This window comes from Pseudomonas sp. C9D1, assembly GCF_056491235.1.
This window is the reverse complement of record NZ_JBSZIE010000001.1, coordinates 12,939-38,797: the sequence shown is the minus strand read 5'-3', so window position 1 is coordinate 38,797 and position 25,859 is coordinate 12,939. Positions and strand designations below refer to the sequence as shown.

The following is a 25,859-nucleotide window of genomic DNA, read 5'->3' as shown; positions in this document are numbered from 1 at the left end:
CGGGCTTCAGCCCGGGACGCTCCGCAAAGGTGAACCACGCCCGGCCACCCCCCCGCCCTGCTTCACGTATGATCCGGCGCCCCGGAAACCGCGCATGCAGGCTCTTCGCAATGCTGGAATGGAACACCCTCAGCCTCAGGCAGCGGGCCTCGGTCATCTGCCTTCTCGGTTTCGTACTGGCCTATGTGCAGATCACCCTGCCCTTCATCCTCGCCCTCACCGAGGTAGCGGCGATGCTGCAGAGCCTCTGCGAGCTGCTGGGCTGCATCGCCCTGTTCAGCGCCCTCGCCTTCGACCCGATGATCGCCAGGGGGCAGCTGCTGCAACTGCGCCCCAGCCGCATGCCGCCCTTCTGCAAAGGCCTGTGGATAACCGTCATCCTAATGTTCGGGCTGGGCAACTTCGTCCGGATCATCGGCAACTGATGCCTGGCTAGCAGATACATCGGGAAGCCCCGCTGCTAAGCTTCATTGGCAAAATTTGCCAACAAGGAGCGCTCGAATGAGCACCATGAATATCTCCCTGCCCGAGGCGCTCAAGAACTTCGTCGATGAGCAGGTCAGCCAACGCGGCTACGGCACCAGCAGCGAATATGTGCGCGAGCTGATCCGCAAGGACCAGGACCGCCAGCGCCTGCGTGGTCTGCTACTGGAAGGCGCCACTTCCGCACCTGAAGCCCCGGCTGACGAGCATTACTTCGAGGCGCTGCGCAACCGGGTGCGCAACGGCCAGGCATGAAGGCCAGGACGGTCGTTCCACGGGCGCGAGCCAGTCAGGACGTCGACGACATCATTCGCTACTACCTGGGTGAAGACGCCGAGCAGGCGGCACTTGGCTTCATCGACACACTCGAACGCGCCTACAGGCACATCGCTCGTCACCCCGAATACGGCTCGTCACGCCACGCACACGAGCTCGACCTGCCCGGACTACGCACCTGGGCGCTGAAGCGCTTCCCCTATCTGATCTTCTACATCGAGCGCGAAGACAGCATCGATGTGTGGCGAGTGCTGCACGAAGCGCGGGATATCCCGCAGTGGATGCAGGACAGCACGCCATCTGACATCGACTGACCAACGCCGAAGCACGGACTAGGGCGCCATGCCACCCGGCTAGATCGCGGCCAGCGCCGCGACCCGCGATGCCAGGTAGGCATTCCAGGGCACCTTCTGGAAGTTGGTCCTGGGGCTCCCGCCACCGCCGCCATGGTTGACGAAGTTGTTGCTCGGCGCCCAGTACTGGTAGATGTCGCCGCTGGCGAATTCATAGGGGAAGGCCACTTCCTGGGCGTTGCCGAGGGTGCCGCCGTGGCTCCAATAGGTGGTGCCGATCGGTACCAGGAATACGTAGCAATGACCGTTGAAGCCCCACAGCTGGCCGACCGCCGGGGACTTGGAGGCATTGGCCGGCAGGCCGGCGCCGGCGCAGACCGGGAAGGTGAAGATCATCCGCCCGCCGGCGATGGCCGCGTCGTTTTCATCGACCAGGTATTCGGTGGAGTGGTCCGGGGAGATTCCGCCCCGGTGGACCTCGGAAGGGGTCAGCGCGGTGCCGTGTACGAAGTAGCGGGCGGCGCCGGTCAGGCCCTGCTGCCAGCCGTTCTTCTGCTGGCGGATCAGGTTGCCCCGGGCGCCGGCATAGAGATAGGGAGTCATCGCGTGTCACATCCTTTTGCTGGGGGTTGAAAACCCACTCGCAAGATTGCCCTGCAACGTCCACTCAAGGCGCCCCGGTCCGGGCTCACGACGATACGGCGGTGCAAAGTTCTGCCAGTGCCAACGGCCCGACAGGGCCTGCAGGAAAAGATAGGCCGCACAGCGCGTGGTGTCGCCCGCCGCTGCGCTTAGCCGACGGGCGTGACCCGCCTTGACCGAAATGCCCGGCGATGCCGTCAGCCGGGCCGTTCACCGCGCCTGCGCATCTTTCTATGGTGAGGGTCCGCCCCCTCCTCGACGGCCCCCCATGCACAGCCCATCGCCCTACCCGCATCTGCTGTCCCCCCTCGATCTCGGCTTCGTCCAGCTGCGCAACCGCGTGGTGATGGGCTCGATGCACACCGGGCTGGAAGACCGCCTGTGGGACTTCGGCAAGCTCGCCGCCTACTACCGCGAGCGCGCCCGGGGCGGCGTGGGGCTGATCATCACCGGCGGTTTCGCACCCAACCGCGAGGGCTGGTTGCTGCCCCTGGGCAGCAGCCTCACCGGCGGCATGGAAGTGCCCGCGCACCGGCGCCTGACCCAGGCGGTGCACGCGGAAGGTGGGCGCATCCTGCTGCAGATCCTCCATGCCGGGCGCTACGGCTATCACCCGCTGGTGGTCTCCGCCTCGCCGGTCAAATCCCCCATCAGCTGGTTCGCCCCGAGGGAGCTGAGCGAGCGCGGCATCGAGAAGACCATCCGCGCCTTCGTGCGCTGCGCGCGCCTGGCCAAGGCGGCGGCCTATGACGGCGTCGAGGTGATGGGCAGCGAGGGCTACCTGCTCAACCAGTTCCTCTGCCCGCGCACCAACCAGCGCCGCGACCGCTGGGGCGGCAGCCTGGAGAACCGCATGCGCCTGGCGCTGGAGATCGTCCGGCGCATCCGCCGCATGGCCGGCGAGCGCTTCATCCTCTGCTACCGCCTGTCGCTGCTGGACCTGGTGGAAGGCGGCAACACCTGGGAGGAGGTGCGCGAGATCGCCCTCGCCCTGCAGGACGCCGGCCTCACCCTGCTCAACACCGGCATCGGCTGGCACGAGTCGCGGGTGCCGACCATCGTCACCTCGGTGCCCCGTGGCGCCTTCGTCGAAGTCACCGCGCGGCTGCGCAAGGAGCTGCGCATCCCGCTGATCGCCAGCAACCGCATCAACACCCCGGAGCTGGCCGAGGCCATCGTCGCAAGCGGCCAGGCGGACCTGGTGTCCATGGCCCGCCCGCTGCTGGCCGACCCGCAGTTCGTGACCAAGGCCGCCGCCGGCAAGGGCGACGAGATCAACACCTGCATCGCCTGCAACCAGGCCTGCCTCGACCATGCCTTCGCCAACCGCCGCGCCAGTTGCCTAGTCAACCCGCGCGCCGTGCACGAGACCGAGCTGCGCTACTCCCGCGCCCGCCAGCACAAGCGCATCGCCGTGGTCGGTGCCGGCCCGGCCGGGCTCTCCGCCGCCTGCGTAGCCGCCGAGCGCGGGCACCGGGTCACCCTGTTCGAGGCCGCCGACTGCATAGGCGGGCAGTTCAACCTGGCCCGGCGCATCCCCGGCAAGGAAGAGTTCGACGAGACCCTGCGCTACTTCCGTGTGCGCCTGCAGCGCCTGGGGGTGGAGCTGGTGCTGGGCCGGCGCATCGCCCCCGGCGAACTCAGCGGCCACTACGACGACGTGATAGTCGCCACCGGTGTGCGCCCGCGCCTGCCGGCCATCGACGGCATCCACCACGCCAAGGTGCTCAGCTACCTGCAGGTGCTGCAGGGCGCCCCGGTGGGCCCCCGGGTGGCGCTGATCGGTGCGGGCGGCATCGGCTTCGACCTCGCCGCCTTCCTGCTCCACGACCAGGCGCCGGGCGCGGAACAATGGCTGGCGGACTGGGGCATCGACCTGGCCGCCACCACCCCCGGAGGCCTGGTACCCGCCGAACCGGCACGGCCGCAACGGGAAATCTGGCTGCTGCAGCGCAAGCCCGGCGCCCTGGGCAGCGGCCTGGGCAAGACCAGTGGTGGGTGCACCGTGCCCACCTGGCGCGCAACGGCGTGCGGATGATGGGCGGGGTCAGCTACCAGCGCATCGACAACGACGGCCTGCACATCGAAGTGGACGGCAAGGAACAGGTGCTGCCGGTGGACAACGTGGTCATCTGCGCCGGCCAGGAACCCCTGTGCGAGCTGCAACCGGTGCAGGGCTCCGACCACCTGCGCCTGCACCTGATCGGCGGCGCCCGCCGTGCCGGCGAGCTGGATGCCAAGCGGGCGATCAGGGAAGGCGCGGAGCTGGCGGCGCGGCTCTAGGGGCAGCCTGCCACTCCGCTCGATGGGTTTCGCTGCGCTCTACGCCATCCTACGAAAGCCGCCACCGCACGCACCCGGACCGTAGGTCGGGTCAACCCGGCGGTTTTATTCGCGGATGAATCCGTCTCCCACAAGAGCCCGCTGCCAACGGCCATGTAGCCCGGGCTTCAGCCCGGGACGCGCAGGCTCACAGGTCCCAGTCGGGGTTGTCCTGCAGGCGTTCGGCCAGGTGGTCGAGCAGCAGGCGCAGGGCGGTGGGCATCTGCCGGCGGGTGCCGTAGAGGGCGTAGATGCCCAGCTCCTGGGGCTCGTAGCCGGGCAGCAGGTGCACCAGGGCGCCGGAGCGCAACTGCGCGGCCACCGAGTAACGCGGCTGCAGGCTGATGCCCTGGTCGGCGAGGGTGGCTTCCAGCAGCACCATGGATTCGTTGGCACTGAGGCTGCCGTCCACCGACACCGCGCAAGGTTCGCCGTCGCGGAAGAAGGCCCAGAGGCTGCGGCCGAAGAAGGAGTAGGTCAGGCAGTTGTGCCGGACCAGGTCCTCGGGGGTGCGCGGCATGCCGTGGCGGGCCAGGTAGGCCGGGGTGGCGCAGACCACCGAGCGGCAGGTGGCGAGCTTGCGTGCCACCAGGTTGGGGTCCAGCTGGTTGGTGATGCGCAGCGCCAGGTCGATGCGCTCCTCGATCAGGTTCACCGCCTGGCTGCTCACCAGCAGGTCGACGCTGACGCCGGGATAGGTCGTCTGGAAGCGGCCGATCTCGTGCACCAGCCAGGCCTGGGCGAAGGACTGGCTGCAGGTGATGCGCAGGCGCCCACGGGGGGCCTCGCGGCTGTCCCGCCCCAGCCCCTGCATGGCCTCGGCCAGGGCACAGACCTCGCGGCATTGCGGCAGCATGCGCTCGCCGGTGCCGGTCAGGCTCAGGCGCCGGGTGCTGCGGTGCAGCAGGCGCGCACCGGCCCAGTCCTCCAGCGCGGCGAGATGGCGCGAAACCATCGCCCGGGACATTTCCAGGGCGTCGGCGGCGGCGGTCTGGCTGCCCCGCTCCACCACCTCGACGAAGACCCGCATGGCGGTTATCCGGTCCATGACACGCTCGTAATGTGCAACAAAGATGCGCGGATTATGGCGTTTTTAGCTGCACAACGAGCAACTATCCTGATGCCTTTCAATCGAGGACCCCATCATGGCCCCCATCGCTTTCCTGCGCCGCCTCCTGGCCGGCGCCACCCTGATCGCCGCCACCGGCAGCGCCCTGGCCCAGCCCCTGCAACTGCAGGTCTACAACCCCGGCGACAAGGCCGTGTTCCCGGTCACCTCGTCGCTGATCCTCGGTGAGCACGACGCCCTGCTGGTGGACGCGCAGTTCTCCAGCCACGAGGCCGACGAACTGGTGAAACGCATCCAGGCCAGCGGCAAGCGCCTGACCACCATTTTCATCAGCCACGGCGACCCGGACTTCTACTTCGGCCTGGACACCCTGCTGCGCGCCTTCCCCGAGGCCAAGGTGCTGGCCACCGCGCCGACCATCGAGCACATCAACGCCACCAAGGACCTGAAGCTCGCTTACTGGGGCCCGATCCTCAAGGACGGCGCGCCCAAGGCCCTGGTAGTGCCGCAGCCGCTCAAGGGTGACAGCCTGGAACTGGAAGGCCAGCGCATCGAAGTGATCGGCCTGGACGGCGCCGACCCGGCCCACACCGGCCTGTGGATCCCCTCCCTGCGCACCCAGCTGGGCGGCGTGCTGGTGAGCGGCAACATGCATGTGTGGACCGCCGACTCGCAGAGCGTCGAGTCGCGCCGTAACTGGATCGCCGCGCTGGACCGCATCGAAGCGCTGAAGCCCGAGCAGGTGATTCCCGGCCACTACCTGGGCGAGCGCGCCGCCGGCCTCGGCGACCTGCACTTCACCCGTGACTACCTCAAGGCCCTGGAGCAGGAACTGCCCAAGGCGAAGAACGCCGCCGAGCTGACCGCCGCGATGAAGAAGCGCTACCCGGGCCTGGCCGGCGAAGCCGACCTCGAACTGAGCGCCAAGGTGCTCAAGGGCGAGATGCAGTGGCCCTGATCCACTGACGACGACAGCCACCGGCGTCGACGGCATACTGTGCGCTCGCCGAAAACCGGAGACTCACATGCCCAGCGCCTGGTGGCTGCTCGCCCTGCCCTTCATCGCCGGTGCCTTCCTGCCCTTGCAGGCCGGCATCAACGGCCTGCTGTCCAAACAGGTGTCCAGCGTCATGGGCGCCGCGCTGATCTCCTTCCTGGTGGGCACCGTGGCGCTCTTCGCAGTGGCCGCCGTGCAGCGCGAACTGCCCAGCTTCACGGCGCTGAAGGGGCTCACCTGGTGGCACTGGAGCGGTGGCCTGCTGGGCGCCGTGTTCATCGCCACCGCCGCCTTCGCCGGGCCACGCATCGGCGCCATGCTGTTCATGGCCCTGGTGCTGGCCGGCCAGTTGAGCATGGCCCTGGTGCTCGACCATTACGGCTGGGCCGGCTACCGCGAAGCGCCCATCAGCCTTGGCAAGATCGCCGGCATGGCCCTGATCATCGGCGGCGTGTGGATGATCCGTCGCGGCTGACGAACTGCGATAGCCATTTGCTGCTATCGCCCGAGGAACGCGATAAGCTCTGCGCATCCAGCCGTATTTGTGATCACAGCACATGACTGACGCAGAGCTGCCGCAACAACCGGAGGGTTTCGCCCTCTGGCGCGAGATCCAGGACACCCGCATCCGCACGCGCCTCGGCGGCCTCTACTACCTGCTGGCCTGGCTGCTTTCCTGGCTGTTCAGCGCAACGCCCCTGCAGTACCTCGGAGTCGGCCTGGCCGGCACCCTGTTCTTCGCCCTGATGATGGCCGGGCGCATCGCCCACGTACCGCCGAAGAACGGCTCGGAGCTGGAACTGCTGGGCTGGCTCAACCGCCACTGGACGCTGATCCTGGCCACCTGCCTGGCCTGGGGCCTGGCCCACGCCTGGGTGCTGCTGAACCCGGACTTCAGCGACTCGCGGATCATCGCCACCCTCAGCACCATCGCCTTCAGCACCGCCATGGCCTTCAACTTCGCCATGCGCCGGGGCCGCGCCGTGGTCGCCATCCTGCTGCTCTACCTGCCGGGCCTGGTGGCCCTGGGCATCCACCCCGAGTCGATGCGCGCGGAGCTGGTGACCCTGGCCTTCTACCTCAGCTACCTGCTGCTGGCCCTGTCGCGCAGCCACCGCGAGTACCAGGGCACCCTGGAACTGGAGCTGCAACTGCTGGAGCAGCGCCAGCGCCTGGACGCCCTGAGCCGCACCGATGGCCTCACCCAGCTGGGCAACCGCTACCAGTTCAACAACCTGTTCCCCGCCATGGTCGCCAGCGCCGCGCGCCAGGGTTCGCCGCTGTCCCTGGTGCTGCTGGACATCGACTTCTTCAAGCGCATCAACGACGAGCACGGCCACGCCATGGGCGACCTGTGCCTGCAGCAGTTCGCCGAACGCATGCGCGAGGTGTTCCGCCGCGACAGCGATGCGCTGCTGCGCCTGGGGGGCGAGGAGTTCGGTGTGCTGATGCCCGAGACCGGGCTGAAACAGGCATCGAAACTGGCCGAAGACTTCCGCCGCGACCTGGCGGCCAAGGGCTTCGTGGTGAAGGGCGAAACCCTGCCGCTGACCACCAGCCTCGGCGTCGGCTGCTACGACCCGCAGCGCGACGGTGATGCCGAGGCCTTCTTCAAGCGCGTCGACGACGCGCTCTACCAAGCCAAGGAAAAGGGCCGCGACCGCCTGGAAACGGCCTGAGCCCTTCCTCCGGGCGGTCCGTCAGAGACGGAAGCTGCCCATCTGCCGCGCCAGGTCATCGGCCAGGCGGCTGAGCACCTGGCAATCCTCGCGGCAGGCCCGCACTTCACCGGCGGTGGCACCCGCCAGGTCGGCGATGCCCTGGACGTTGCGGTTGATCTCCTCGGTGACCGACGACTGCTCCTCGGTGGCGGCCGCCACCTGGTGGTTCATGTCGCTGATCTTCTCGATCTGCTCGGTGATCGCCGACAGGGAGCTGCCGGTGCGCTGGCTGGCCTCGACACCGGTGCCGGTGGCCGACTGGCCGGCATGCATGGAGGTCACGGCCGTCTCGGCGCCGGACTTCAGGCGCTGGATCATCTGCTGGATTTCGTCGGTGGACGACTGCGTACGGCTGGCCAGGGTGCGCACCTCGTCGGCCACCACGGCGAAACCACGGCCCATCTCGCCGGCGCGGGCCGCTTCGATGGCGGCGTTGAGCGCCAGCAGGTTGGTCTGCTCGGAGATGCCACGGATCACCGCCAGCACCTGGTCGATGGACGCCACCTGGGTGGCCAGTTCGGTCACCGCGCCCGCGGCGCCGCTGATCTCGCCGGACATGCGCTCGATATGGCCGATGGATTCGCCCACCACCTTGCGCGCCTGCAGCGCCTCGTCGCGGGCCTGCTGCGAGCTGAGGGCGGCGTTGCCGGCGTTGCGGGCGATCTCCTGCACCGTCAGGCCCATCTCGTGCACGGCGGTGGCGACCATGTCGGTCATCTCCTGCTGCTGCACGGCGCGGCCGGCGGTGTTGTCGACTACGGTGGCCACCTGGCCCACGGCGGTGCGCAGGCTCTGGCTGGTGGACAGGACTTCGGCGATGAGGCTGCGCTGGCCTTCGAGGAAGCGGTTGAAGCCCCGGGCCAGGTCGCCCAGTTCGTCGGCGCGGTTGTCGTTCAGGCGTCGGGTCAGGTCGCCGCCGCCACCGCCGATCTCCACCAGCGCGGAGGTCACCTGGCGGATCGGCCGCACCAGCCCACGGGCGAGGAACACCACCAGCACCAGGAACAGCAGCGCCACGCCGATGCCCACCAGGCTGGTCATCACCAGCGCCTGGCGCGCCTCGCCGTAGATCTCCGCCTCGGGCACCTCGCTCACCAGCACCCAGTCGATGGACTGCAGCGGCTGCGCCAGGGCCAGGAAGGCCTCGCCATCACGCTCGAAGGTCACGGCCTTGCCCTCGCCTTGCAACAAGTGGCGGGCCGCATCGGCACCGGTCAGCTCCTGCAAGGTGCGGGTGTCGTTGAATTCGGACTGGGGGTGGATCTTCACCTTGCCGTCGGCGCTGGCCAGGTAGACGCGGCCGTTCTGGCCGAAGCGGAAGTTACGGATCAGGTCGCTCATGCCGCTGAGGCTGTAGCCCAGGCCGGCGACGCCCAGGGTCTTGCCGCCGGCGGAGACGCGCTGGTTGATGAACAGGGTCGGCTGGTGGGTGCTGGCGTCGACGTCGATGTCCAGCGAGCGGTCCTTGCTGCCATCGACGAAGCCGTAGAACCAGTTGTTCTCCTGGGGGCCGCGGGTCAGCGTGCGGTTCAGGCCCTTGTCGGTGTAGTAGTTGCCCGAATCCAGCCCCACCAGGAAGGTGGTCAGCGCCTTCTGCTGGCCCTGCACGCCCGACAGGTAGCGGACGAAGTCCGGCTGCCGCGCGGCGTCCTCGCCGGCGCTGAGCCAGTCATGCACCAGGCTGTTCTGGGCGATGCCCTGGGCCGCGGTGAGCGGCTCGGCCAGTACCCGCTCGAGGTCGTTGCGGATCGCCAGCGTGCTTTTGGGCAAGGCTTCACCCACCAGGTAGCGGTCGGTGAGGCGGTTGACCACGGCGGAATAGATTCCGACCACGATAAGGATGCTGGCCAGCAGGGCTGCGCCCATGCTGAGGATCAGCTGCCACTGAATACTGCGTTGCCAGAGGCGCATGGAGGTGTCTCCTTGGAGTTTTTATAGGGGCTCGGTGAGGACGTCGGCAGATTGTATACAGAGAATCGGACAATTCATCCGACTGAAATGTACAAGCTGTTATCGCCCACGGGATATCCCCACTTGAGTCCAAACTCATTCGATCACGCGGAACTCCAGACGAGCGGTAGCGCCGGCTTCGTCGAGCAGGCTCAGTTGATGGCGGCCGAGGCCCTCGAGCACCTGGTCGAAGGCGGCATCGGCGGCGCTTTCGCCCAGTGGCTGGCCATCGAGGAACCACCAGCGCCGGCCACTGCCGCCAAGGGCCGAGAGGCGCACCCGCAGCGGCCCGTCACTGGCCGCCGGGCGCCGCAGCTGCCCGCCGGCGCGGAGGCCGACGATGGTCAGCGGCGCGGCCGCCGGCGGCAGGGGCGGCGGGCAGGTGGGCGAAACCGCCGGCAGCAGCGCCGAACGCCGCTCGCGCCGGGGCAACCAGGGCTCCAGCGGGGCGGGCCAGAGATCGAGGTCGCGGCGCGTGGCGCCCGGGCAGCCCGGCGCGGTGCGCAGGCCCTGGGCGTCCAGCCACAGCGGCTGGCGCAGGCCGAGGCCCAGGGGCTGGTCGGCGGCCTGCAGGGTCGGCGGCACGGTACCGTCGAGGGTCCAGGCGAAGCGCTGGCGGCGGCAGTTGGGGTCGCCCTGGGGCAGCGCCTGCCCGAGGGGCCAGCAGATGGCGGCGATGCCCACCGAGGCGGGCTTTTCATCCAGCGGCTGGGCGAGGCCGCGCTGGACGTCGCGGTTGAGCAGCACGTCGTGCACCTGCACCAGCAAGGGCGCTGCCGAGGCCAGACCGAACTGGCCGGGCACCGGCGTGCCGTCGGGGCGGCCGATCCATACACCGACCAGGTAGCGCGGCCCCACGCCTATGGCCCAGGCGTCGCGGAAGCCGTAGCTGGTGCCGGTTTTCACCGCCAGCGCCGGGCGCAGCGGTGGCAGCGCGTGCGGGTCACGCTCGGGCTGCGCCTGGCCGGAGAGGATGCGCCGCACGATCCAGGCCGCCCCGGGCGACAGCAGGCGCTTTTCGCGCAGGGCGTCGTCGGGTTGCAGGCGCGGTGCGGCGGCGCGGCCCTGGCGGGCGAAGGCGGCATAGCCCCCCACCAGGTCTTCCAGACGCGCGCCGGCCCCGCCGAGGATCAGTGCCAGGTTCGGCTGCGCCCCCGCCGGCAGCACCAGTGGCAGGCCGGCGCTGCGCAGCTCGCCGGCGAAGCGCTTCGGCCCATAGGCTTCCAGCAGTTGCACGGCGGGCAGGTTGAGGGAGGTGGCCAGGGCGTCGCTGGCCGCCACCGGCCCGCTGAAACCACTGGAGAAGTTGCCGGGGCGGTAGTCGCCATAACGGCGCGGCACGTCCTGCAACAGGGATTCGGAGTGGATCAGCCCGGCGTCCAGGGCCATGCCATAGAGGAAGGGCTTGAGGGTGGAACCCGGCGAGCGCAGGGCGCCGACCATGTCGACATGGCCAAAGCGGCGCGCGTCATCCATCTCCACCGAGCCCAGGTAGGCGCGCACCGCCATGGTCGAGTGCTCCACCACCAGGATCGCCGCCGAGGTGCGCTCGGGCAGGCGCGCACGCCAGCCCAGCAGCAGGTCCTCCATGCGCCGTTGCAGGGTCGCATCCAGGGTGGTGCGGATCAGCGGCGGGCTGCCCGGCCGGTTCAGCCGTCGCGACAGCAGCGGCGCCAGGCTCGGCTCCCGGCGCGGCGCCAGCAGCACCGGTTCTTCCAGTGCCTCGTCCACCGCTACCTGGGGCCAGATGCCGTAGCCGGCGAGGCGCTGCAGCACCTTGTTCCGGGCTTCGGTGGCGCGCTGGGGGTGGCGGTCCGGGCGCAGGCGGCTCGGCGCCTGGGGCAGGACCGCCAGCAAGGCGGCCTCGGCACGGGTCAGTTGGCTCGGCGGTTTGCCCAGGTAGGCCCAGCTCGCCGCAGCCACCCCCTGCAGGGTGCCGCCGAACGGCGCGCGGTCCAGATAGAGGGTGAGGATTTCGTCCTTGGACAGGTGCCACTCCAGCTGCAGGGTGCGCCACAGCTGGCGCAGCTTGCCGGCGAAGGTGCGCGGGTGCGGGTCCAGCAGCCGCGCCACCTGCATCGACAGGGTGCTGCCACCGGATACCACGCGCCCGTCGCTGAGGTTCTGCCAGGCCGCGCGCCCCAGGGCCAGCGGGTTGACCCCGGGATGACGGTAGAACCAGCGGTCCTCGTAGCCGAGCAGCGCCTCCAGGTAATAGGGCGAGACCTGCTGCGGGGTGACCGGGTAGCGCCACACGCCTTCGGCATCGGCGAAGCGCCACAGCGGCGTGCCGTCCTCGGCCAGCACCACCCGCGCCTGGTCGTCCGCCGGCAGGGGCAGCGGGAACAGCCGGTCGGCGCCCCCGAGCAGCACAAGGAGCAGCAACGGCAGCGCAACCCAGCGGCGCTTCAGCAGGCGACGGGCACGGTGCAAGGTGGAGGGGAACGACAAGAATGAGGGCTCCGAAGTGGGACCGTGCGACAGGCCGCTTCGAGGCGACCTGATGATGGGTTTCGCTTCGCTCTACCCATCCTACGAATGAGCGGCACGTTCGCGGGAATGACGGCACCTGACCGTCACCCTCGCGAACACGAGGCCTACTCGAATAGCCTCAGCGGGCCTTGACCACCATTTCCTCCGGCGCATCGCCCAGTGCCTGCCATTCCGGGCGGTACATCGACTCCACCTGGGGCGGCGGCACGCGGTAGCGGCCGGGGGTTACGGCGCGGGCCAGGTACAGCAGGTGGGTGCGTTCGTACTCGCGGATATCCACCGCCGCGACGAAGCGGTCGTCACGGAATTCCTGGTGCTTGATCGCGGCGTTCTGCATCGCTTCCTGCCACTCCTTAACCTCGCTGCTGGCGTCCTGCAGGCTGGCGGCGCTCTGCCCCAGGTTCTGGTTCTCCGGCTCCAGGCCGGCGGGCAGCAGGTCCACCACCAGGGCGTCGGGCGCGCGCATCTTGGCCTCGATGCCGATGTGCACCAGCACCAGCTGGCCGCTTTCCAGGTTGCGGATATCCAGCGGCTTGCCGTCCATGCCCAGGTACTCGCGGTGGATGGTGAAGTTCTCACCCCCCGCCTTGGGCGCCTGGCTCGGGTAGCCGGACAGGGTCAGGCGCTGGTAGAGCGGCGCCTTGGTCTGGCTGGCCAGGGTCAGGGGTTCGGCCAGTTGCGCCTCGTCCAGCTTGAGCCCGCCCCGGTTGTTGTCCAGGGCATGACGCTGGCCGGCCACTTCCAGGCTGGCCTGCCATTGCGGCTCGGCCTTGCCCAGCAGGCTGCGGCCGGCGAGGAACAGCGCGTTGCGATCCTGGGTCGACAGCCACTCCTTGGAGGCCAGCAGGTCGGCGAGATCGAACAGCAGCGCTTCGCGGCGATCGCCGGCGAGGTCGTTCTCTTCCAGCAGGGCGAGGATCATCGCCTGGTCACGCAGGCGGCTGCCGTAGTCGTCGAGCCAGAAGGTGTCGTCGCGCTGCACGGCGAGCCCGGCGTCCAGGGCCAGGTCGGCGCGGGGCTGGTCGCCCATGGCCTTGAGGGCGACGGCCAGTTGCACCAGCGGCAGGCCGGAGCGGGAATCGGCGCGGCGCTCGTACAGGCTGCGCAGGGCCCCCAGGGGCGCCTGCTGGCTGCGGGCGAGCACGTAGCCGGCATAGGCCTGCACGGCAAAACGGCTGTGGCCGGGGTACTGGCTGTAGGAGACCTCGATCAGGCTCGGCTCCTGCAGGTAGCGCAGCAGGCGCTCGTTGGCGCGCTTCAGCGGTTCGGCGGGCACGGCGAAGCCCTGGTCACGGGCGCGCAGGAGGAAGTCGCTGACATAGGCGGTGAGCCAGTACTCCTCTTCGCTCTCCGCGCTCCACAGGCCGAAGCTGCCGTTGTAGCGCTGCATGCCCAGCAGGCGCTCGATGCCGATCTCGATGGCGCGGCGGCGCGCTTCGTCCTTCTCACCTTCGATGCCCAGGCGCGACAGGGTCGCCGCATCCGCATAGAGCGAGGGGTAGAGGCCGCTGGTGGTCTGCTCGGCGCAGCCGTAGGGGTAGGCACGCAGGGCGCGGATCTGCTCGCCGATGTTCAGCGGCGGGCGCGAGGAGACGGCCAGCAACGCTTCACGCCCGGCCGGCTCGAAGGCGTCCAGGGTGCCGGCAGGCAGGCTCCAGCTGTCGCCCTTGAGCACCGCGCGGAAGTTCTTCACCAGCGCCGGCCAGGCCGGGCGGATGCCCAGGGTCCAGTCACGGGCGAAGGGTTGCAGGGTTTCGCCGGGCAGCTCCATGCCGTTGACCGAGACCTTGAGCCGGCCCTGGCCGTAACCGCCGAGGGCGCGCACCGGGATGCGCAGGGTGGTGCGCTGGCCGTCGGCCAGTTGCAGCGGTGCGGTCTGGCTGCCGGGGCTGTCGGACAGGCGCAGCTGGCCTTCTGCTTCCAGGCGCACATCCAGTGCCTGGGGCTTGCCGGAGAGGTTGGTCAGGTCCAGCGCCACGGTGGTTTCGTCGCCACCGGCAAGGAAGCGCGGCGCCGAGAGTTCGGCCACCAGGGGCGCGGCCACCACCGTCTTGGCTTCGGCCATGCCGTAGCGGTCGTCGCTCCAGGCCTGGGCCATCAGGCGCAGTTCGCCGTTGAAGTCGGGGATATCGAGGCTGAGCTCGCCCTCGCCCTTGTCGTCCAGGGTCAGCGGCACGCTTTGCAGCGCCACCAGGCGCACCTGGGTCTGCGGACGCTTGCCACCGGCGGTGAGGCCGGCGTCACCGCCAAAGGCGATGGATGCCAGGCGCCCCTGCCCCGCTTCGATGAGCTGGCCATAGACGTCGAGCTGGTCGGCGCCATAGGCCTTGCGCCCGAACAGCGCGGCGAAGGGGTCCGGCGTGGCGTAATTGGTGATGTTGAGGATGCCGACATCCACCGCGGCGACCAGCACACGCACCTGGCGCGCCGGGCTGCCATCGGCGTTCCTGGCTTGCACATGCACCGCCAGCGGCTGGCTGGGGCGCATCTTCTCCGGGGCGCTGAGGGTCAGCGCCAGCTTGCGCTGGGCCCGGTCGATGGGCAGGTGCAGCAGGCCGACGGCGCGGCGCGGGGTGACCCGCTCCTTGCGCTCGCCGGGGCGTACCACCAGGGCGCTGACGTACAGGTCGTGGCGCGCCCATTCGCGGGCGATGGGGATCTCGAAGGCCTTGCCCTCGGCGGGCACCTCGATGCTCTGCCACCAGAGCGGGCCGTCGGCCGACTCCACCAGCAGGTAGCCGCTGCCGGCCGCGGGCGGGGTGACGGTGACCTTGGCCACCTCGCCTTCGCCGTAGGCGGGCTTGTCCAGCGCCAGCTTGACCTGGTCGGGGCGCACCGCGCCGCCGTCGGTGTTGTCCTGCCAGCGGTAGCCGGCCCAGAAGCGCAGGCTGCTGATGACACCGCTTTGCGGGTCTTCGACCTCGACGCGGTAGGCGCCCCACTCCACCGGGAAGCTGACCTTGGTGGTGCCGTTGGCGGCGACGTCGACCAATTGCTCGTCGACGTTCAAGAACTTCTCGTTGTAGTGGTAGCTCCAGCCTTCGCCGTCGGAATAGTTCCAGTAGTAGTCACGACGCTCGCGCACCAGGCGCACCTTGAGGCCCTTGGCCTCCAGCTTGTTGCCGGCCGGGTCGGCCACCAGCAGCTCCACCTCGGCGAGGCTGTCGGTATCGACCGCCTCACCGTCGAACAGGGTGCGCAGGCCGGGCATGCGCGGCGCCGGCCAGACCGGCTGCTGCAGGCGTCGGGTGATGGGGCGGCCGCCGGTTTCCTGCAGGCTGGCCTGGAGGGTCAGCTGCAAGGGCGAGCGGGCGCTGGCCCAGCGGCTGTCGATTTCCAGGGCGCCCTTGCCGGCTTCGTCGAGGGTGGTTTCATCCAGCTCGATGTCCTGGTTCAGTTCCTCCTCGGTCACCGAGCCGAACTGATAGCCGGGCAGGCTTTCCACCGCCTCGCGCAGGGGACGGACGTAGAGCTGGCCCAGCAGGCGGTTGCCCGAGGCCGGCGCGCCGTAGAGGTAACGGCCTTCGACCTGGAAGCGCGCCGCGTCGTCCGGCGCCAGGGGCTCGTCGCTGCCCTTGAGCTCCAGGGCCAGGCGCTCGGGGAGGAAGTCCTCGACCGAGAATTCGTAGAGTTCCTTGTGGCCGTTGCCCAGGTCCATCAGCAATTGCCAGTTGCCGGTGGGGGAGTCCCCGGAGAGCGGCAACTGGTACTGGTAGAGCCCGCCTTCGTCGGGGTTCCAGACGAAGCGGCGGCTGACCTGCTCGTCCGGGCGGCGCACCTCGACCGTCACCGGCTGGCCCGCCACCGCGCGGCCGTCGCCGTCACGCAGCAGGGCGTTGAGCAGCACGGTCTCGCCGGGACGATAGAGATCACGCGGGCCGAATACGAAGAATTGCAGCGGGGTGGCCTGGGGCCCGGTGATGTCGAATTCGGAGAGGTCCAGCGAGGGGGTATCGAGACGCAGCACGCTGGTCTGTTCGCCCTGGCGCGCCAGCAGCACGCGGGCTTCGCCCGTCAGCGGCAGCTGGGTATGGCCCTGGCCATCGGTCTTGCCCTTGGCGAGGACCTGGCCCTTGTCGCCGAGCAGTTCCAGTTCGACCTCGGCCTGGGCCTTGCCGCCTTCCAGGGCCTGTGTGAAGACGTCCAGGCGGTCCTGGTAGCGGTGGGCGGAGAGGCCGATGTCGCTGAGGCTGAACAGGGTCGCCGGGGTGTAGTAGCTGTAGCTGCCGGAGCGACGCATCACCGCGACATAGACGCCGGGCTGCTTCATCGGCTCGAGGCCGGCGATGGGCAGCAGCAGGGTTTCGCGGGTGTTGCGTGCCGGCTTGAGGTCGAAGCGGCCGGTGTAGACCAGGTCCGCCATCTGCAGCAGGTTGTCGGCCTCCCAGACGCCCAGGGTGCCACGGCGGCCCCATTGGGCCAGCAGCGCGGGCAGCGAATCGGCGCGTACGCGGAAGAAGTCCACGTCCACCGCGTCGACGTTGAGGGCGATCACCGGCAGCCCTTCGGCGAGGCGGGTGGGCAGCAGCGAGCCCTGGCTGGCGAAGCCGACCGTGGCCTGCAGATCACGGGTCTGCAGGTGGGTGACGCTCTCGGCGGCCAGGCGCGCGTCGTTGACCGCGCGCACGCCGGGGTCGACGGTCAGCACCAGGTTACGCTTGGGCTCGAGGTGGCGCAGGCGCAATTCCATGAGGTTGTCGGAGAGCTCCCAGGCCCCATCCACCTTGCCGCGCTCGCTGTCCACCAGGTGCAGGCGCTCGGCGAACGGCTGCTCCGGGTCCAGGGGCACGGAGAAGGTCACGGCCAGCGTGCTGGAGCCGTCGAGCTGGGTTTCGGAAACGTCCACCACCTTGAGCTCGCGGCCGGCGAAACGCTTGGCCAGCGCCCCGACATCGGCCGGCGCGCGCTGCTCCTGGACGGCGGCAGGCGGGGCGGGTGGCTTCTCGGCGGTGTGTTCGGGGGTGGAGGAATCGCAGGCGGCAAGAAGCCCCAGCGAGAGGGCCAGTAACAATCCTTTGTACGACGACATGGTGACTCCGGGGAGGGGACGCGCAGGTGCGCGCGCGGCAACTATAGACGAGCCCCGGCGGCCGTAAAGCCCCCTTTTTCACGCTTTTGCAAAGCTATACTGCGCAGCCCTTCCGGAGCCTCAGAATGCGCGCCTTTCTCGATGCCTGGCGGCACGTTCCCACCCATCGCCGGGTCTGGGCGCTGGCCGCGCCGATGATCCTGTCCAACATCTCCGTGCCCCTGGTGGCGCTGGTGGACAGCACAGTGGTCGGCCACCTGCCCCATGCCCACCAGTTGGGCGCCGTGGCGGTGGGCAGCACCCTCTATATGCTGCTGCTCGGGGTGCTGGGCTTCCTGCGCATGGGCACTACCGGCTTCGCCGCCCAGGCCGCCGGCCGCGCCGATGGCGGCGCGCTGCGCCAGGTGCTGCTGCAGGGCCTGGGCCTGGCGCTGGGCCTGGCCTCGTTGCTGGGGTTGCTGGCGGTGCCCTTCAGCAGCCTGGCCCTGGGGCTGATGAACCCCTCGGCCGAGCTGGACGCCATGACCCGGGAATTCTTCCACCTGCGCCTGCTGGGCCTGCCGGCGGCCCTGGCCAACTACGCGCTGGTGGGCTGGTTCCTCGGCACCCAGAACGCCCGGGCGCCGCTGGCCATCCTGCTGGGCACCAACCTGACCAACATCGCCCTGGCGCTATGGTTCGTCCTCGGGCTCGACCTGGGCGTGGCCGGCGCGGCCCAGGCGGCGGTGATCGCCGAGTGGACGGGCGCGGCCATCGGCCTGGCGCTGACCCGTGACGCCCTGCGCCGCCACCCCGGGCGCATCGACTGGCCGGCCCTGCGCCTGTGGCGCGCCTGGCGCCCGCTGCTGACGGTGAACCGCGACATCTTCATCCGCTCCCTGGCGCTGCAACTGGTGTTCTTCCTGCTGACGGTGCAGGGCACGCGCATGGGCGACGCCACGGTGGCGGCCAACGCCCTGCTGCTCAACGGCCTGCTGGTGACCGCCTACGCCCTGGACGGGCTGGCCCATGCGGTGGAGGCCCTGTGCGGCCACGCCATCGGCGCGCGCAACCGCCTGGAACTGCGCCGCGCGCTGCTGGTGGCCGGTGCCTGGTCGTTGCTGGCGAGCCTGGCCTTCGCGCTGTTCTTCGCCGTGGCCGGGGGGCTATTCATCGACATGCAGAGCGACATCGGGGAGGTGCGCGCGGTCGCTCACGTCTATCTTCCTTATCTGGCGGTGCTGCCCCTGGTGGCGGTGTGGAGCTACCTGCTGGACGGCCTGTTCATCGGCGCCACCCGGGCCCGCGAGATGCGCGATGCCATGCTGCTGGCGGTGGCACTGAGCCTGCCCCTGGGGGGGCTGTTGCAGGCACAGGGGAACCATGGCCTATGGCTGGCGTTCCTTTGTTTTATGCTGTTGCGCGGCCTGAGCCTTGGCGCCTTCGCCTGGCGCCTGTCCCGAAGCGACGCCTGGTTCACGCATGCGAACTGACTGGAGGAATCCCATGCTCGCCGCTCCGTGCTTCCCCGAAGAAGATCGACGCCAGAAGGCCCTGGATGAACAGGACATCCTGGACACCCCCGCCGAGCTCTACCTCGACACCCTGGTGCGCCTGACCCAGGAGCTGTTCCAGGTGGAAACGGTGCTGATCAGCCTGGTGGACCGCAACCGCCAGTGGTTCAAGGCACGCATCGGCCTCGAGGCCGCGGAAACCCCACGCGACATTTCCTTCTGCGGCCACGCCATCCTCGGTAACGGCCCGCTGCTGATTCCCGACGCGCGCACCGACGCGCGCTTCAGCGACAACCCGCTGGTGGTGGAGGCGCCCTTCATCCGCTTCTATGCCGGCCAGCCGCTGTTCTCCAGCAATGCGCTGCCCATCGGCACCCTGTGCATGCTCGACCCCAGGCCGCGCACCCTGAACCAGCAGGAGCTGTTCCGCCTGCGCGACCTGGCGACCCTGGCCGAGGGCTACCTGCAACTGCGCGGCATGGCCCAGCAGACGCAGAACCTGCGCCGCGCGGTGGACCGCGAGCAGCGCAAGGCCCTGATCGACCCGCTGACCCAGCTGTGGAACCGGGGCGCCCTGTCGCAGTTCTTTCCCAAGGAAATGGCACGGGTGAACAAGGCCGGGCTGCGCCTGGGGGTGATCTACGCCGACCTCGACCACTTCAAGCGCGTCAACGACCAGCACGGCCATGCCGCCGGCGACCAGGTGCTGTGGGAAAGCTCGCGGCGCATGACCGCAGCGCTACGCCCCGACGACCTGCTGATGCGCATCGGTGGCGAGGAGTTCGTCGCCCTGGTGGCGGTGCATGATGGCGAGGAACTGAAGCAGATCGCCGAGCGCCTGCGCCATTGCATCGCAGAGAAGCCGATGCGCGCCGCCGGCCAGGAACTGGCCCAGACCCTCAGCGCCGGCACCCTGCTGGTGAGCCCCGAGCAATCGCAGAACGAAGCCCTGGACCTGGCCGACCGCGCCCTGTACCGGGCCAAGCAGAACGGCCGCAACCGCGTGGAGAGCGCCAACTGACGTGGCGGCCCCCTATAAGAAACACCCCTGATGACCTGGAGGAGTTCACATGGCTCAAGCCATTGCCGCGTACCTGCACTACCTGTCGATTTTCCTGCTGTTCTCGCTGCTGGTCCTGGAGCACCGCCTGTTCAAGCTGCCCCTGGACCTGGAGCGCGCGCGCAGCCTGATCCGGGTGGACATCGCCTACGGCCTGAGCGCCGGCCTGGTGCTGGCCACCGGCCTGGCACGGGTGCTGTGGTACGGCAAGGGCACCGAGTACTACCTGAAGAACAGCCTGTTCCACGCCAAGATCGGGCTGTTCATCCTGGTGGCGCTGCTGTCCGCGCTGCCGACCTTCGTCTTCCTCAACTGGCGCAACGCGCTGAACGCCGGCCAGGTGCCCCAGGTCAGCCCGAAGACCGCCAAGCTGGTGATCATGGCGATCCGCCTGGAGCTGCTGCTGGCGCTGGTCATCCCGCTGCTGGCCGCGCTGATGGCACGCGGGTTCGGCGTGATCTCCTGATCGTCACGTCGCTCGCGCCGCGCCTTGCTCAGGCGGGAACGCCCGGGAAAGGCGCCGCCGCGAAATAGGGGTTGTTGGCCAGGCGCGCCCGCGCCTGCTGCAGGGTTTCGGCCACCGCCTCCGGCCCCTGGGCCAGGCCCTGCAGGTGGACGAACTCCACATGGTGCAGGCCGATCACACCGAGGATGTGGCGCAGGTAGGGCGAGAGGAAATCCGCCTGGCTGGCCTTGGCACCCAGGTAGTTGCCACCGGAGCTGACCACCACGAAGGTCGGGCGGTCTTCCAGCAGGCCTTCCTTGTTGCCGTCGACCATGGTGAAGCTGCGCTGGATGCGCACCACGTAGTCCAGCCAGAGCTTGAGCGCCGCCGGCACCATGTAGTTGTGCATGGGCGTGGAAATCACCAGGTAGTGGGCGCTTTCCACCTCGCCGATCAGTTGCTCGGACAACACCAGGGCCGGGTCCTCGCGGTGGGCGCGGCCGGTCACCGCCCGGGCGTAGTCGCCAGACAAGGGCAGCAGCGGTTCACGCACCAGGTTGCGCACGGTGATCTGCGCGTTGGCGTGGATGCGCTCGGCCATCTCCCGGGCCAGCTGGCCGCCAGGGGACGCGTCTTCATTGGGGCTGCATTCGATCAGCAATACACGGGGCATGATCAGTCCTCCTCGGGACGGAGCGTGGGGGTGGGCAATGGCCGGCTGAAGTGCAGGCCGGTGGACAGCAGGCCCTGGCGGAAATAAAAGCGCTGCGCCAGGGAATTCGCCAGTGCCGTATCCAGCACCAGGCGCTGGCAACCGAGCTGGCTGCCGATCCGTGCCAGCTCATCCAGCAACTGGCCGCCGAGCCCCTGGCTGCGTTGTTGCGGGTCGGCCACCAGGTCGTCGACATAGATGAAACGACCGTGGATCAGGTTCTCCAGTTCGCGGTAGCCGGCCAGGGCCAGCACCTGGCCGCCACGCCAGGCACCCAGCAAACGGTAACCCTGCTTCGCCTGGCGACGCACGCGCTGGATGAACACCTCGGGGTCGGGCAACTGCGGGCGCAGCGCCTGCATCACCGGGAAGGCCGCGCGCAACTGTGGGTCGCTCTCCAGGTGCAACAGTTCGATGGGGCTGGGCTGATCGGGCATGGCCGCTTTCCTCTTCGCTGGGAGCCGCTACTCTAGGCAGGCCATGGACCAGCAACCAGGGCCAAGAATCATCGAAATGACTGGGACATGAGCATGCCGAGCCGCCCCCTGCCCTTCCACCTCGACCGCGACCTGAGCACCCCGGTGTACCTGCAGCTGTACCAGCGCTTTCGCGAGGCCATCGAGCAGGGCCGGCTGCAGCCCGGCGCCCGGGTGCCGTCGCTGCGCAGCCTGGCCAGCGAACTGAACCTGGCGCGGGGCACGGTGGAGGTGGCCTACCAGATGCTGATCGCCGAAGGTTATCTGCTGGCACGTGGCCCCGCCGGGACCTGCGTCTCGCCCCGGCTGACCCCGACGCCCCGGCCCGCGTTGCGTGCCAGCCGCCCGGCCAGGGCCGAAAGCCCTCACACGGCCGAGGCATCGCCCCAGCCGTTCCAGCTCGGCCTGCCAGCCCTGGATGCCTTCCCACGCAAGCTCTGGGCACGCCTGACGGCCCGACGCCTGCGCGAGCTGGGCGGCAGCGCACTGATGGTGCCGGCCCCGGCCGGCCACCTCGCCCTGCGCGCAAGCCTGGCGGGCTACCTCGGCATCTCCCGGGGCATCCACTGCCGGCCCGAGCAGGTGTTCATCACCGCCGGCCACCGCGCCAGCCTGGCCCTGGTGCAGCGCGCACTGATGCGGCCGGGCGAGGCCATCTGGCTGGAGGACCCCGGCTACCCCCATGCCCGCCAATTGCTGGAAGGGCTCGGCGTGCGCGGCGTGCCGGTAGCGGTGGACGGCGAAGGGCTGCGGGTGGAGGACGGCCTGCGCCTGGCACCCGAGGCGCGCTTCGCCCTGGTCACCCCCACGCACCAGAGCCCCACCGGCGTGGCGCTGTCGCTGCCCCGGCGCCTGGCCCTGCTGGAGCGGGCGCGGCAGATGCAGGGCTGGGTGATCGAAGACGACTACGACAGCGAATACCGCTACCAGGGCCGGCCGCTGCCCGCGCTCAAGAGCCTCGACCGCGACGGCCGCGTGCTCTACACCGGGACCTTCAGCAAGGTGCTCTACCCCGGCCTGCGCCTGGCTTACCTGGTGGTGCCGGAGCGTGAGGTGGAGCGCTTCCGCGACATCGCCGCGCTGTTCCTCGGCGGCGGCAGCGAACTGCTGCAGGCGACGACGGCCGACTTCATCGACCAGGGCCACTTCGCCCGCCACCTGAAGAAGATGCGCAGCCTCTACGCCCGCCGCCGAGCCCACACCTGCGAGGCGCTGTTGGCGCATTGCGGCGAATGGCTGCGCATGGACCCGCAGGCCGGCGGCATGCACCTGCTGGCCCGCCTCGCCCCCGGCAGCGACGACCGCACCCTGGCCGACAGCGCCCAGGCAGCCGGCCTGGCGGTCGCCGCGCTGTCGCGCTGGTACCTGGGCGAACACGGCGCACCGGGGCTGCTGCTCGGCTTCACCAATATCGCCACGACCGAGGAAGCACGGGCGTTGGCGGAGCGCTTGCGTGATGTACTGGAGAGAGGTGGACAGCCGGGTTGGCCGCCGGGCGAAGGAGCCCGTCCAGGGGACACGTAGCCTCCTCAACCGGTCGACGCCCACGGCCCCTCATCTCCATTTGCCATCATCGCCCCCGAGGCCTTAGCCTCTGCGCGCCCAAGGGATGGGGCGCGCACCCAGCGAGGCCGCCCTGCCCGGCATTTTCTCGAACCGACAAGGACGACAGATGAAACGCATCGCCTGCCTGACAGCCCTCCTGCTGAGCGCCCTGCTCACCGGCTGCACCATCAACCACCCGATCGACAAGGACTACGCCGAGTACCTGGCCAACAACCAGGGCGAGAGCGCCCTGCCCCAGGCGCAGGCACCCGCGAGCTACGGGCTGACCGAGCAGACCCGCAACCACCACTACGAATTCCGTGCGGCCACCGTCGGCTATGCGCACCTGTGGATCGTCGACTTCGGCAAGCTGCTGGACACCACCCTGCAATCGCGCGATGTGCAAAAGGCCTTCGGCAGCCTGCAACAGGGCAGCGCCGCCGGCGACGCGCCCTACCTGGTGCTGAACCTGGAGCAATACCGCTTCGAGGACTACCGCGCCTACGTGACCCTGAACATCGAGGTGCAATCCGCCGGCAAGGCGCTGTTCAGCAAGCGCTACAGCGTCGAAGGCAAGAGCCAGGGCGGCAAGATGTGGCTTGGCGGCCCCTTCGCCATGAAGAACGCCACCCAGCAGTCGACCAAGCTGGCCATCGACGAAATCCTGCGCAGCTTCATCCAGGACTACAACCAGCTGCAGCTCAGCCAGCGCTGAGTAAACGGCCGGCGCCGCCAGGGCGCCGGCCAGACCCGTTCAATTCAACCCCAGAACCGCTATGTACCCCATCAGCAAGACCTTCGAGCTCACCCGGCGTGATGCCATCCGCGTGCCCATCTACCAGGCCCTGCACAGCGGGCCGATCAGGCTCATCCTCCTGGCCGTGCTGCTGTTCCAGCTCTACAGTGCGTTCACGCACCCTCAGGGGAGGAGCATCGTTGAAAACCTGATGTTCGCCCTGCTCATGTGCCTTCCCTCAGTGGCCGCGCTGGCTTTCACCTTGCTGCTTGTCGCCCTGCACAAAACCCTCGTCGCAAACCCGGCATCGGGCTCCCTCGGGCGGATGCACATCAGCTTCGACGAACAGGGTATCCGCGAGGAAAGCGAGAACGTTCACCTGGGCTTCCGCTGGCCTGCGGTCAAACGCATCCTCCATACGCAGCAACTCATCGCGGTGAGCCTGGAGGGCATGCCCTGCCTCATCTGCGTTCCACGCAGCGCGTTCGATTCGCAGCAGGAGTACGACGCGTTCTACCTGGCGCTGGTGGAATGCAAGCAGCAGAAGAAAGGCGCGTTGGAAGCGCGCCTCCAGCGGCAGGCACACGACCCCGAAGAGCAACGGGATTCCTGGAAGGACTGATCCCTCACTCCCCCAGCACCAGCGCTATCAACCAGGAGGTCGCCTCGATCACGTCCACCTCGTCGGTGTCGATCTCACAGTCGGCGTCGGTGGGGGCTTCGTAGGGGCTGTCGAGGCCGGTGAAATTACTGATGCGGCCCTGCATCGCCGCCTGGTAGAGGCCCTTGGGGTCGCGGCGGGCGCAGGTCTCGAAGCTCGTGCTGACGTAGACGCAATGGAATTCGTCGACGCTGAACAGCGCCCGTGCCGCCTCGCGGTCGGCGCGGAACGGCGAGATGGCGGCGACTATCACCACCAGCCCCGCATCCACCATCAGCCGCGCCACCTCGGCGATGCGCCGCACGTTCTCCCGGCGCGCCGCATCGTCCATGCCCAGGTCACAGCACAGGCCGTTGCGCAGGTTGTCGCCGTCGAGCACGAAGGTGTGCAGGTTACGTGCGTTCAGCTCCACTTCCAGGGCGTTGGCCAGGGTGGATTTGCCGGAGCCGGAAAGCCCCGTCAGCCAGATGCAGCAGGGCCTCTGGTGCTTGATCGCCGCCCGTGCCGAGCGCGGCAGGGCGAGGTTGTAGGGGCGGATCCAGGGCAACAGGGCGGAAGGTGCGTGCTTATGCATAGCCGAGCAACTCGTAGTCACGTTGGTAAACCCGGCGCACGATCTCCCGCGTGCGCGCCGTGCAGATGTCCTTCACCGGCAGCGCCTCGCGCCGTAGCGAGGGATTGGAGTGAGGCAGCGTCCGATTGCAGCCTAGCAGCTCGCAGAGCGCCGTGAAATCGCGCTCCAGGTGTTCCTGATAGCCGATAAAGTCCAGCGCCAGGTGGCCGAGGGAATCCATCAGGAAGTCGGTCTGCGGGGCGAAGTGGATCTGCCGCCGCACGTTATCCACATGCAGCCAGCGGGCGACGAAGTCATCGAAACCCTGGTAACTGCTGACCAACCGCTTGGCCGCCTGGTGGCGCGGACGCAGTTCGTTGCCACGCAGGTAGACGTAGGCCGAGAAGGCACGCTCCAGTGGGTCGCGGACGAAGCTGAACTTGAAGGCCGTGGCGTATTCGGTAGGGAACTGCTGCTCGTACCAGTACAGCGGCAGGTGCCCGGCGCGCCAGCCGCCGAACAGCGCATCGCCCACGCTGGAGCCAGCGCACTTGGGCACGTGGATGAATAGGCAGCCCTGGCGTCGGAAGGGCTCCGGGTAGCGCAGGTTGCCCGACATGGAGCGGTTGACGGCGGCGCGGTCGACCACCGCCATCCGCCCCAGCAGGAAGGCCCGCTGCGACTTCGGCATGAGCTTCCACAGGACACGTTGAAACATCGATTCCCCCCGCAGGAACGGCAGGCACTCCATCGCCATCGGACTGGTTCCACGCCTTGTACGTCCCGGGCATGGGTTTACCTGCGGCAGGCTAGCAAGGCGGCAGCCGGGAAATATTTAGCCTTGGTCAAGCCGGTAAGCAGCCCGATACAAGGGCCATCATTACGCCACCCCCGACAGCGACC

21 protein-coding genes and 2 pseudogenes are annotated in these 25,859 nt (G+C 68.9%); 13 read left to right on the top strand and 10 right to left on the bottom strand.

Annotated features, from left to right (window positions below; all coding sequences use genetic code 11):
- Positions 1 to 110 precede the first annotated feature (110 nt).
- The 3 genes from ACXI0U_RS00185 to ACXI0U_RS00175 all read left to right on the top strand — a co-directional run bounded on the left by ACXI0U_RS00185 (position 111) and on the right by ACXI0U_RS00175 (position 1,073).
- Positions 111 to 425, top strand: a complete 315-nt coding sequence (locus ACXI0U_RS00185) for a hypothetical protein (protein WP_374979762.1) — start codon at positions 111 to 113, stop codon at positions 423 to 425.
- A 76-nt stretch (positions 426 to 501) separates the two neighbouring features.
- Entirely contained in the window at positions 502 to 738 is a 237-nt protein-coding gene (locus ACXI0U_RS00180; RefSeq protein WP_021219710.1) for a type II toxin-antitoxin system ParD family antitoxin, read from the top strand.
- Entirely contained in the window at positions 735 to 1,073 is a 339-nt protein-coding gene (locus ACXI0U_RS00175) for a type II toxin-antitoxin system RelE/ParE family toxin (RefSeq protein ID WP_479549562.1), read from the top strand. The genes ACXI0U_RS00180 and ACXI0U_RS00175 overlap by 4 nt, the downstream gene beginning before the upstream one ends.
- Before the next feature lie 39 nt (positions 1,074 to 1,112).
- On the opposite strand, the gene ACXI0U_RS00170 is transcribed toward ACXI0U_RS00175, so the two are convergent.
- Positions 1,113 to 1,655 carry a hypothetical protein gene (locus ACXI0U_RS00170; RefSeq protein WP_271659122.1) on the bottom strand — a complete coding sequence of 181 codons (543 nt, stop codon included), beginning with the start codon at positions 1,653 to 1,655 and terminating at the stop codon, positions 1,113 to 1,115.
- A 307-nt stretch (positions 1,656 to 1,962) separates the two neighbouring features.
- Here ACXI0U_RS00170 and ACXI0U_RS00165 point away from each other — a divergent pair.
- A pseudogene (locus ACXI0U_RS00165) lies at positions 1,963 to 3,977 on the top strand (oxidoreductase).
- Positions 3,978 to 4,164: 187 nt separating this feature from the next.
- On the opposite strand, the gene ACXI0U_RS00160 reads toward ACXI0U_RS00165, so the two are convergent.
- The gene (locus tag ACXI0U_RS00160; protein ID WP_316924575.1) at positions 4,165 to 5,064 is read right to left on the bottom strand and encodes a LysR family transcriptional regulator; all 900 of its coding nucleotides are present in this window, start codon (positions 5,062 to 5,064) and stop codon (positions 4,165 to 4,167) included.
- A gap of 97 nt (positions 5,065 to 5,161) precedes the next feature.
- Here ACXI0U_RS00160 and ACXI0U_RS00155 point away from each other — a divergent pair, with 97 nt between their 5' ends.
- From ACXI0U_RS00155 to ACXI0U_RS00145, 3 genes are all read left to right on the top strand, one after another.
- On the top strand, positions 5,162 to 6,043 hold the full coding sequence (locus ACXI0U_RS00155; protein ID WP_479549561.1) for an MBL fold metallo-hydrolase: 882 nt from the start codon (positions 5,162 to 5,164) through the stop codon (positions 6,041 to 6,043).
- A gap of 67 nt (positions 6,044 to 6,110) precedes the next feature.
- On the top strand, positions 6,111 to 6,557 hold the full coding sequence (locus tag ACXI0U_RS00150) for a DMT family transporter (protein ID WP_021219704.1): 447 nt from the start codon (positions 6,111 to 6,113) through the stop codon (positions 6,555 to 6,557).
- 82 nt (positions 6,558 to 6,639) lie between these two features.
- Positions 6,640 to 7,761: a GGDEF domain-containing protein gene (locus tag ACXI0U_RS00145; protein ID WP_431483329.1), complete on the top strand. Its 1,122-nt coding sequence runs from the start codon at positions 6,640 to 6,642 to the stop codon at positions 7,759 to 7,761.
- A 21-nt stretch (positions 7,762 to 7,782) separates the two neighbouring features.
- Here the strand turns inward: ACXI0U_RS00145 and ACXI0U_RS00140 are convergent, their stop codons facing one another.
- From ACXI0U_RS00140 to ACXI0U_RS00125, 4 genes and pseudogenes are all read right to left on the bottom strand, one after another.
- Positions 7,783 to 8,511, bottom strand: coding sequence for a methyl-accepting chemotaxis protein (locus tag ACXI0U_RS00140; protein WP_479550016.1), 729 nt, complete (start codon positions 8,509 to 8,511; stop codon positions 7,783 to 7,785).
- A gap of 138 nt (positions 8,512 to 8,649) precedes the next feature.
- Positions 8,650 to 9,669 (bottom strand): annotated as a pseudogene (locus ACXI0U_RS00135) (HAMP domain-containing protein); the annotation flags it as partial.
- Positions 9,670 to 9,849: 180 nt separating this feature from the next.
- A complete protein-coding gene (gene pbpC, locus ACXI0U_RS00130) occupies positions 9,850 to 12,168 on the bottom strand; it encodes a peptidoglycan glycosyltransferase PbpC (protein WP_479550015.1) in 2,319 nt (772 codons plus the stop codon).
- Positions 12,169 to 12,364: 196 nt separating this feature from the next.
- On the bottom strand, positions 12,365 to 17,275 hold the full coding sequence (locus tag ACXI0U_RS00125; protein WP_479549560.1) for an alpha-2-macroglobulin family protein: 4,911 nt from the start codon (positions 17,273 to 17,275) through the stop codon (positions 12,365 to 12,367).
- Between the two features lie 125 nt (positions 17,276 to 17,400).
- Here ACXI0U_RS00125 and ACXI0U_RS00120 point away from each other — a divergent pair, with 125 nt between their 5' ends.
- The 3 genes from ACXI0U_RS00120 to ACXI0U_RS00110 are packed head-to-tail and all read left to right on the top strand — an operon-like array spanning position 17,401 to position 20,294.
- Positions 17,401 to 18,747 (top strand): MATE family efflux transporter, encoded by a 1,347-nt coding sequence (locus tag ACXI0U_RS00120; protein WP_431483327.1) that lies wholly within the window; start codon positions 17,401 to 17,403, stop codon positions 18,745 to 18,747.
- A 13-nt stretch (positions 18,748 to 18,760) separates the two neighbouring features.
- On the top strand, positions 18,761 to 19,789 hold the full coding sequence (locus tag ACXI0U_RS00115) for a sensor domain-containing diguanylate cyclase (protein ID WP_431483326.1): 1,029 nt from the start codon (positions 18,761 to 18,763) through the stop codon (positions 19,787 to 19,789).
- 49 nt (positions 19,790 to 19,838) lie between these two features.
- Positions 19,839 to 20,294 carry a DUF2214 family protein gene (locus ACXI0U_RS00110; RefSeq protein ID WP_374979755.1) on the top strand — a complete coding sequence of 152 codons (456 nt, stop codon included), beginning with the start codon at positions 19,839 to 19,841 and terminating at the stop codon, positions 20,292 to 20,294.
- A gap of 28 nt (positions 20,295 to 20,322) precedes the next feature.
- Here ACXI0U_RS00110 and ACXI0U_RS00105 read toward each other — a convergent pair whose 3' ends face one another.
- Together ACXI0U_RS00105 and ACXI0U_RS00100 are read right to left on the bottom strand one after the other, a co-directional pair.
- Positions 20,323 to 20,946, bottom strand: a complete 624-nt coding sequence (locus ACXI0U_RS00105) for an FMN-dependent NADH-azoreductase (protein ID WP_431483325.1) — start codon at positions 20,944 to 20,946, stop codon at positions 20,323 to 20,325.
- Between the two features lie 2 nt (positions 20,947 to 20,948).
- Complete coding sequence (locus tag ACXI0U_RS00100; RefSeq protein WP_263404199.1) at positions 20,949 to 21,422, bottom strand: GNAT family N-acetyltransferase; 474 nt, start codon at positions 21,420 to 21,422, stop codon at positions 20,949 to 20,951.
- A 93-nt stretch (positions 21,423 to 21,515) separates the two neighbouring features.
- Between ACXI0U_RS00100 and pdxR the strand changes: the two genes are divergently transcribed.
- From pdxR to ACXI0U_RS00085, 3 genes are all read left to right on the top strand, one after another.
- The gene (pdxR, locus tag ACXI0U_RS00095) at positions 21,516 to 22,985 is read left to right on the top strand and encodes a MocR-like pyridoxine biosynthesis transcription factor PdxR (RefSeq protein WP_479550014.1); all 1,470 of its coding nucleotides are present in this window, start codon (positions 21,516 to 21,518) and stop codon (positions 22,983 to 22,985) included.
- 148 nt (positions 22,986 to 23,133) lie between these two features.
- A complete protein-coding gene (locus tag ACXI0U_RS00090) occupies positions 23,134 to 23,721 on the top strand; it encodes a hypothetical protein (RefSeq protein ID WP_374979752.1) in 588 nt (195 codons plus the stop codon).
- A gap of 61 nt (positions 23,722 to 23,782) precedes the next feature.
- The gene (locus ACXI0U_RS00085; RefSeq protein ID WP_479549559.1) at positions 23,783 to 24,364 is read left to right on the top strand and encodes a YcxB family protein; all 582 of its coding nucleotides are present in this window, start codon (positions 23,783 to 23,785) and stop codon (positions 24,362 to 24,364) included.
- A gap of 4 nt (positions 24,365 to 24,368) precedes the next feature.
- On the opposite strand, the gene cysC is transcribed toward ACXI0U_RS00085, so the two are convergent.
- Together cysC and ACXI0U_RS00075 are read right to left on the bottom strand one after the other, a co-directional pair.
- Positions 24,369 to 24,977: an adenylyl-sulfate kinase gene (cysC, locus tag ACXI0U_RS00080; RefSeq protein ID WP_479549558.1), complete on the bottom strand. Its 609-nt coding sequence runs from the start codon at positions 24,975 to 24,977 to the stop codon at positions 24,369 to 24,371.
- The gene (locus ACXI0U_RS00075; protein ID WP_184489561.1) at positions 24,970 to 25,674 is read right to left on the bottom strand and encodes a sulfotransferase family 2 domain-containing protein; all 705 of its coding nucleotides are present in this window, start codon (positions 25,672 to 25,674) and stop codon (positions 24,970 to 24,972) included. The genes cysC and ACXI0U_RS00075 overlap by 8 nt, the downstream gene beginning before the upstream one ends.
- Between the last annotated feature and the right edge of the window lie 185 nt (positions 25,675 to 25,859).

What these genes read in the sequence shown, in the direction of transcription:
- ACXI0U_RS00150 (WP_021219704.1), top strand. Translation starts at nt 6,111, where the DNA reads ATGCCCAGCGCCTGGTGGCTGCTCGCCCTGCCCTTCATCGCCGGTGCC.
- ACXI0U_RS00115 (WP_431483326.1), top strand. Translation starts at nt 18,761, where the DNA reads ATGCTCGCCGCTCCGTGCTTCCCCGAAGAAGATCGACGCCAGAAGGCC.
- ACXI0U_RS00175 (WP_479549562.1), top strand. Translation starts at nt 735, where the DNA reads ATGAAGGCCAGGACGGTCGTTCCACGGGCGCGAGCCAGTCAGGACGTC.
- ACXI0U_RS00110 (WP_374979755.1), top strand. Translation starts at nt 19,839, where the DNA reads ATGGCTCAAGCCATTGCCGCGTACCTGCACTACCTGTCGATTTTCCTG.
- ACXI0U_RS00160 (WP_316924575.1), bottom strand. Translation starts at nt 5,064, where the DNA reads ATGGACCGGATAACCGCCATGCGGGTCTTCGTCGAGGTGGTGGAGCGG.
- ACXI0U_RS00085 (WP_479549559.1), top strand. Translation starts at nt 23,783, where the DNA reads ATGTACCCCATCAGCAAGACCTTCGAGCTCACCCGGCGTGATGCCATC.
- ACXI0U_RS00185 (WP_374979762.1), top strand. Translation starts at nt 111, where the DNA reads ATGCTGGAATGGAACACCCTCAGCCTCAGGCAGCGGGCCTCGGTCATC.
- ACXI0U_RS00125 (WP_479549560.1), bottom strand. Translation starts at nt 17,275, where the DNA reads ATGTCGTCGTACAAAGGATTGTTACTGGCCCTCTCGCTGGGGCTTCTT.
- ACXI0U_RS00100 (WP_263404199.1), bottom strand. Translation starts at nt 21,422, where the DNA reads ATGCCCGATCAGCCCAGCCCCATCGAACTGTTGCACCTGGAGAGCGAC.
- ACXI0U_RS00145 (WP_431483329.1), top strand. Translation starts at nt 6,640, where the DNA reads ATGACTGACGCAGAGCTGCCGCAACAACCGGAGGGTTTCGCCCTCTGG.
- ACXI0U_RS00105 (WP_431483325.1), bottom strand. Translation starts at nt 20,946, where the DNA reads ATGCCCCGTGTATTGCTGATCGAATGCAGCCCCAATGAAGACGCGTCC.
- ACXI0U_RS00170 (WP_271659122.1), bottom strand. Translation starts at nt 1,655, where the DNA reads ATGACTCCCTATCTCTATGCCGGCGCCCGGGGCAACCTGATCCGCCAG.
- ACXI0U_RS00075 (WP_184489561.1), bottom strand. Translation starts at nt 25,674, where the DNA reads ATGTTTCAACGTGTCCTGTGGAAGCTCATGCCGAAGTCGCAGCGGGCC.
- ACXI0U_RS00140 (WP_479550016.1), bottom strand. Translation starts at nt 8,511, where the DNA reads ATGGTCGCCACCGCCGTGCACGAGATGGGCCTGACGGTGCAGGAGATC.
- pdxR (WP_479550014.1), top strand. Translation starts at nt 21,516, where the DNA reads ATGCCGAGCCGCCCCCTGCCCTTCCACCTCGACCGCGACCTGAGCACC.
- cysC (WP_479549558.1), bottom strand. Translation starts at nt 24,977, where the DNA reads ATGCATAAGCACGCACCTTCCGCCCTGTTGCCCTGGATCCGCCCCTAC.
- ACXI0U_RS00180 (WP_021219710.1), top strand. Translation starts at nt 502, where the DNA reads ATGAGCACCATGAATATCTCCCTGCCCGAGGCGCTCAAGAACTTCGTC.
- ACXI0U_RS00090 (WP_374979752.1), top strand. Translation starts at nt 23,134, where the DNA reads ATGAAACGCATCGCCTGCCTGACAGCCCTCCTGCTGAGCGCCCTGCTC.
- ACXI0U_RS00120 (WP_431483327.1), top strand. Translation starts at nt 17,401, where the DNA reads ATGCGCGCCTTTCTCGATGCCTGGCGGCACGTTCCCACCCATCGCCGG.
- ACXI0U_RS00155 (WP_479549561.1), top strand. Translation starts at nt 5,162, where the DNA reads ATGGCCCCCATCGCTTTCCTGCGCCGCCTCCTGGCCGGCGCCACCCTG.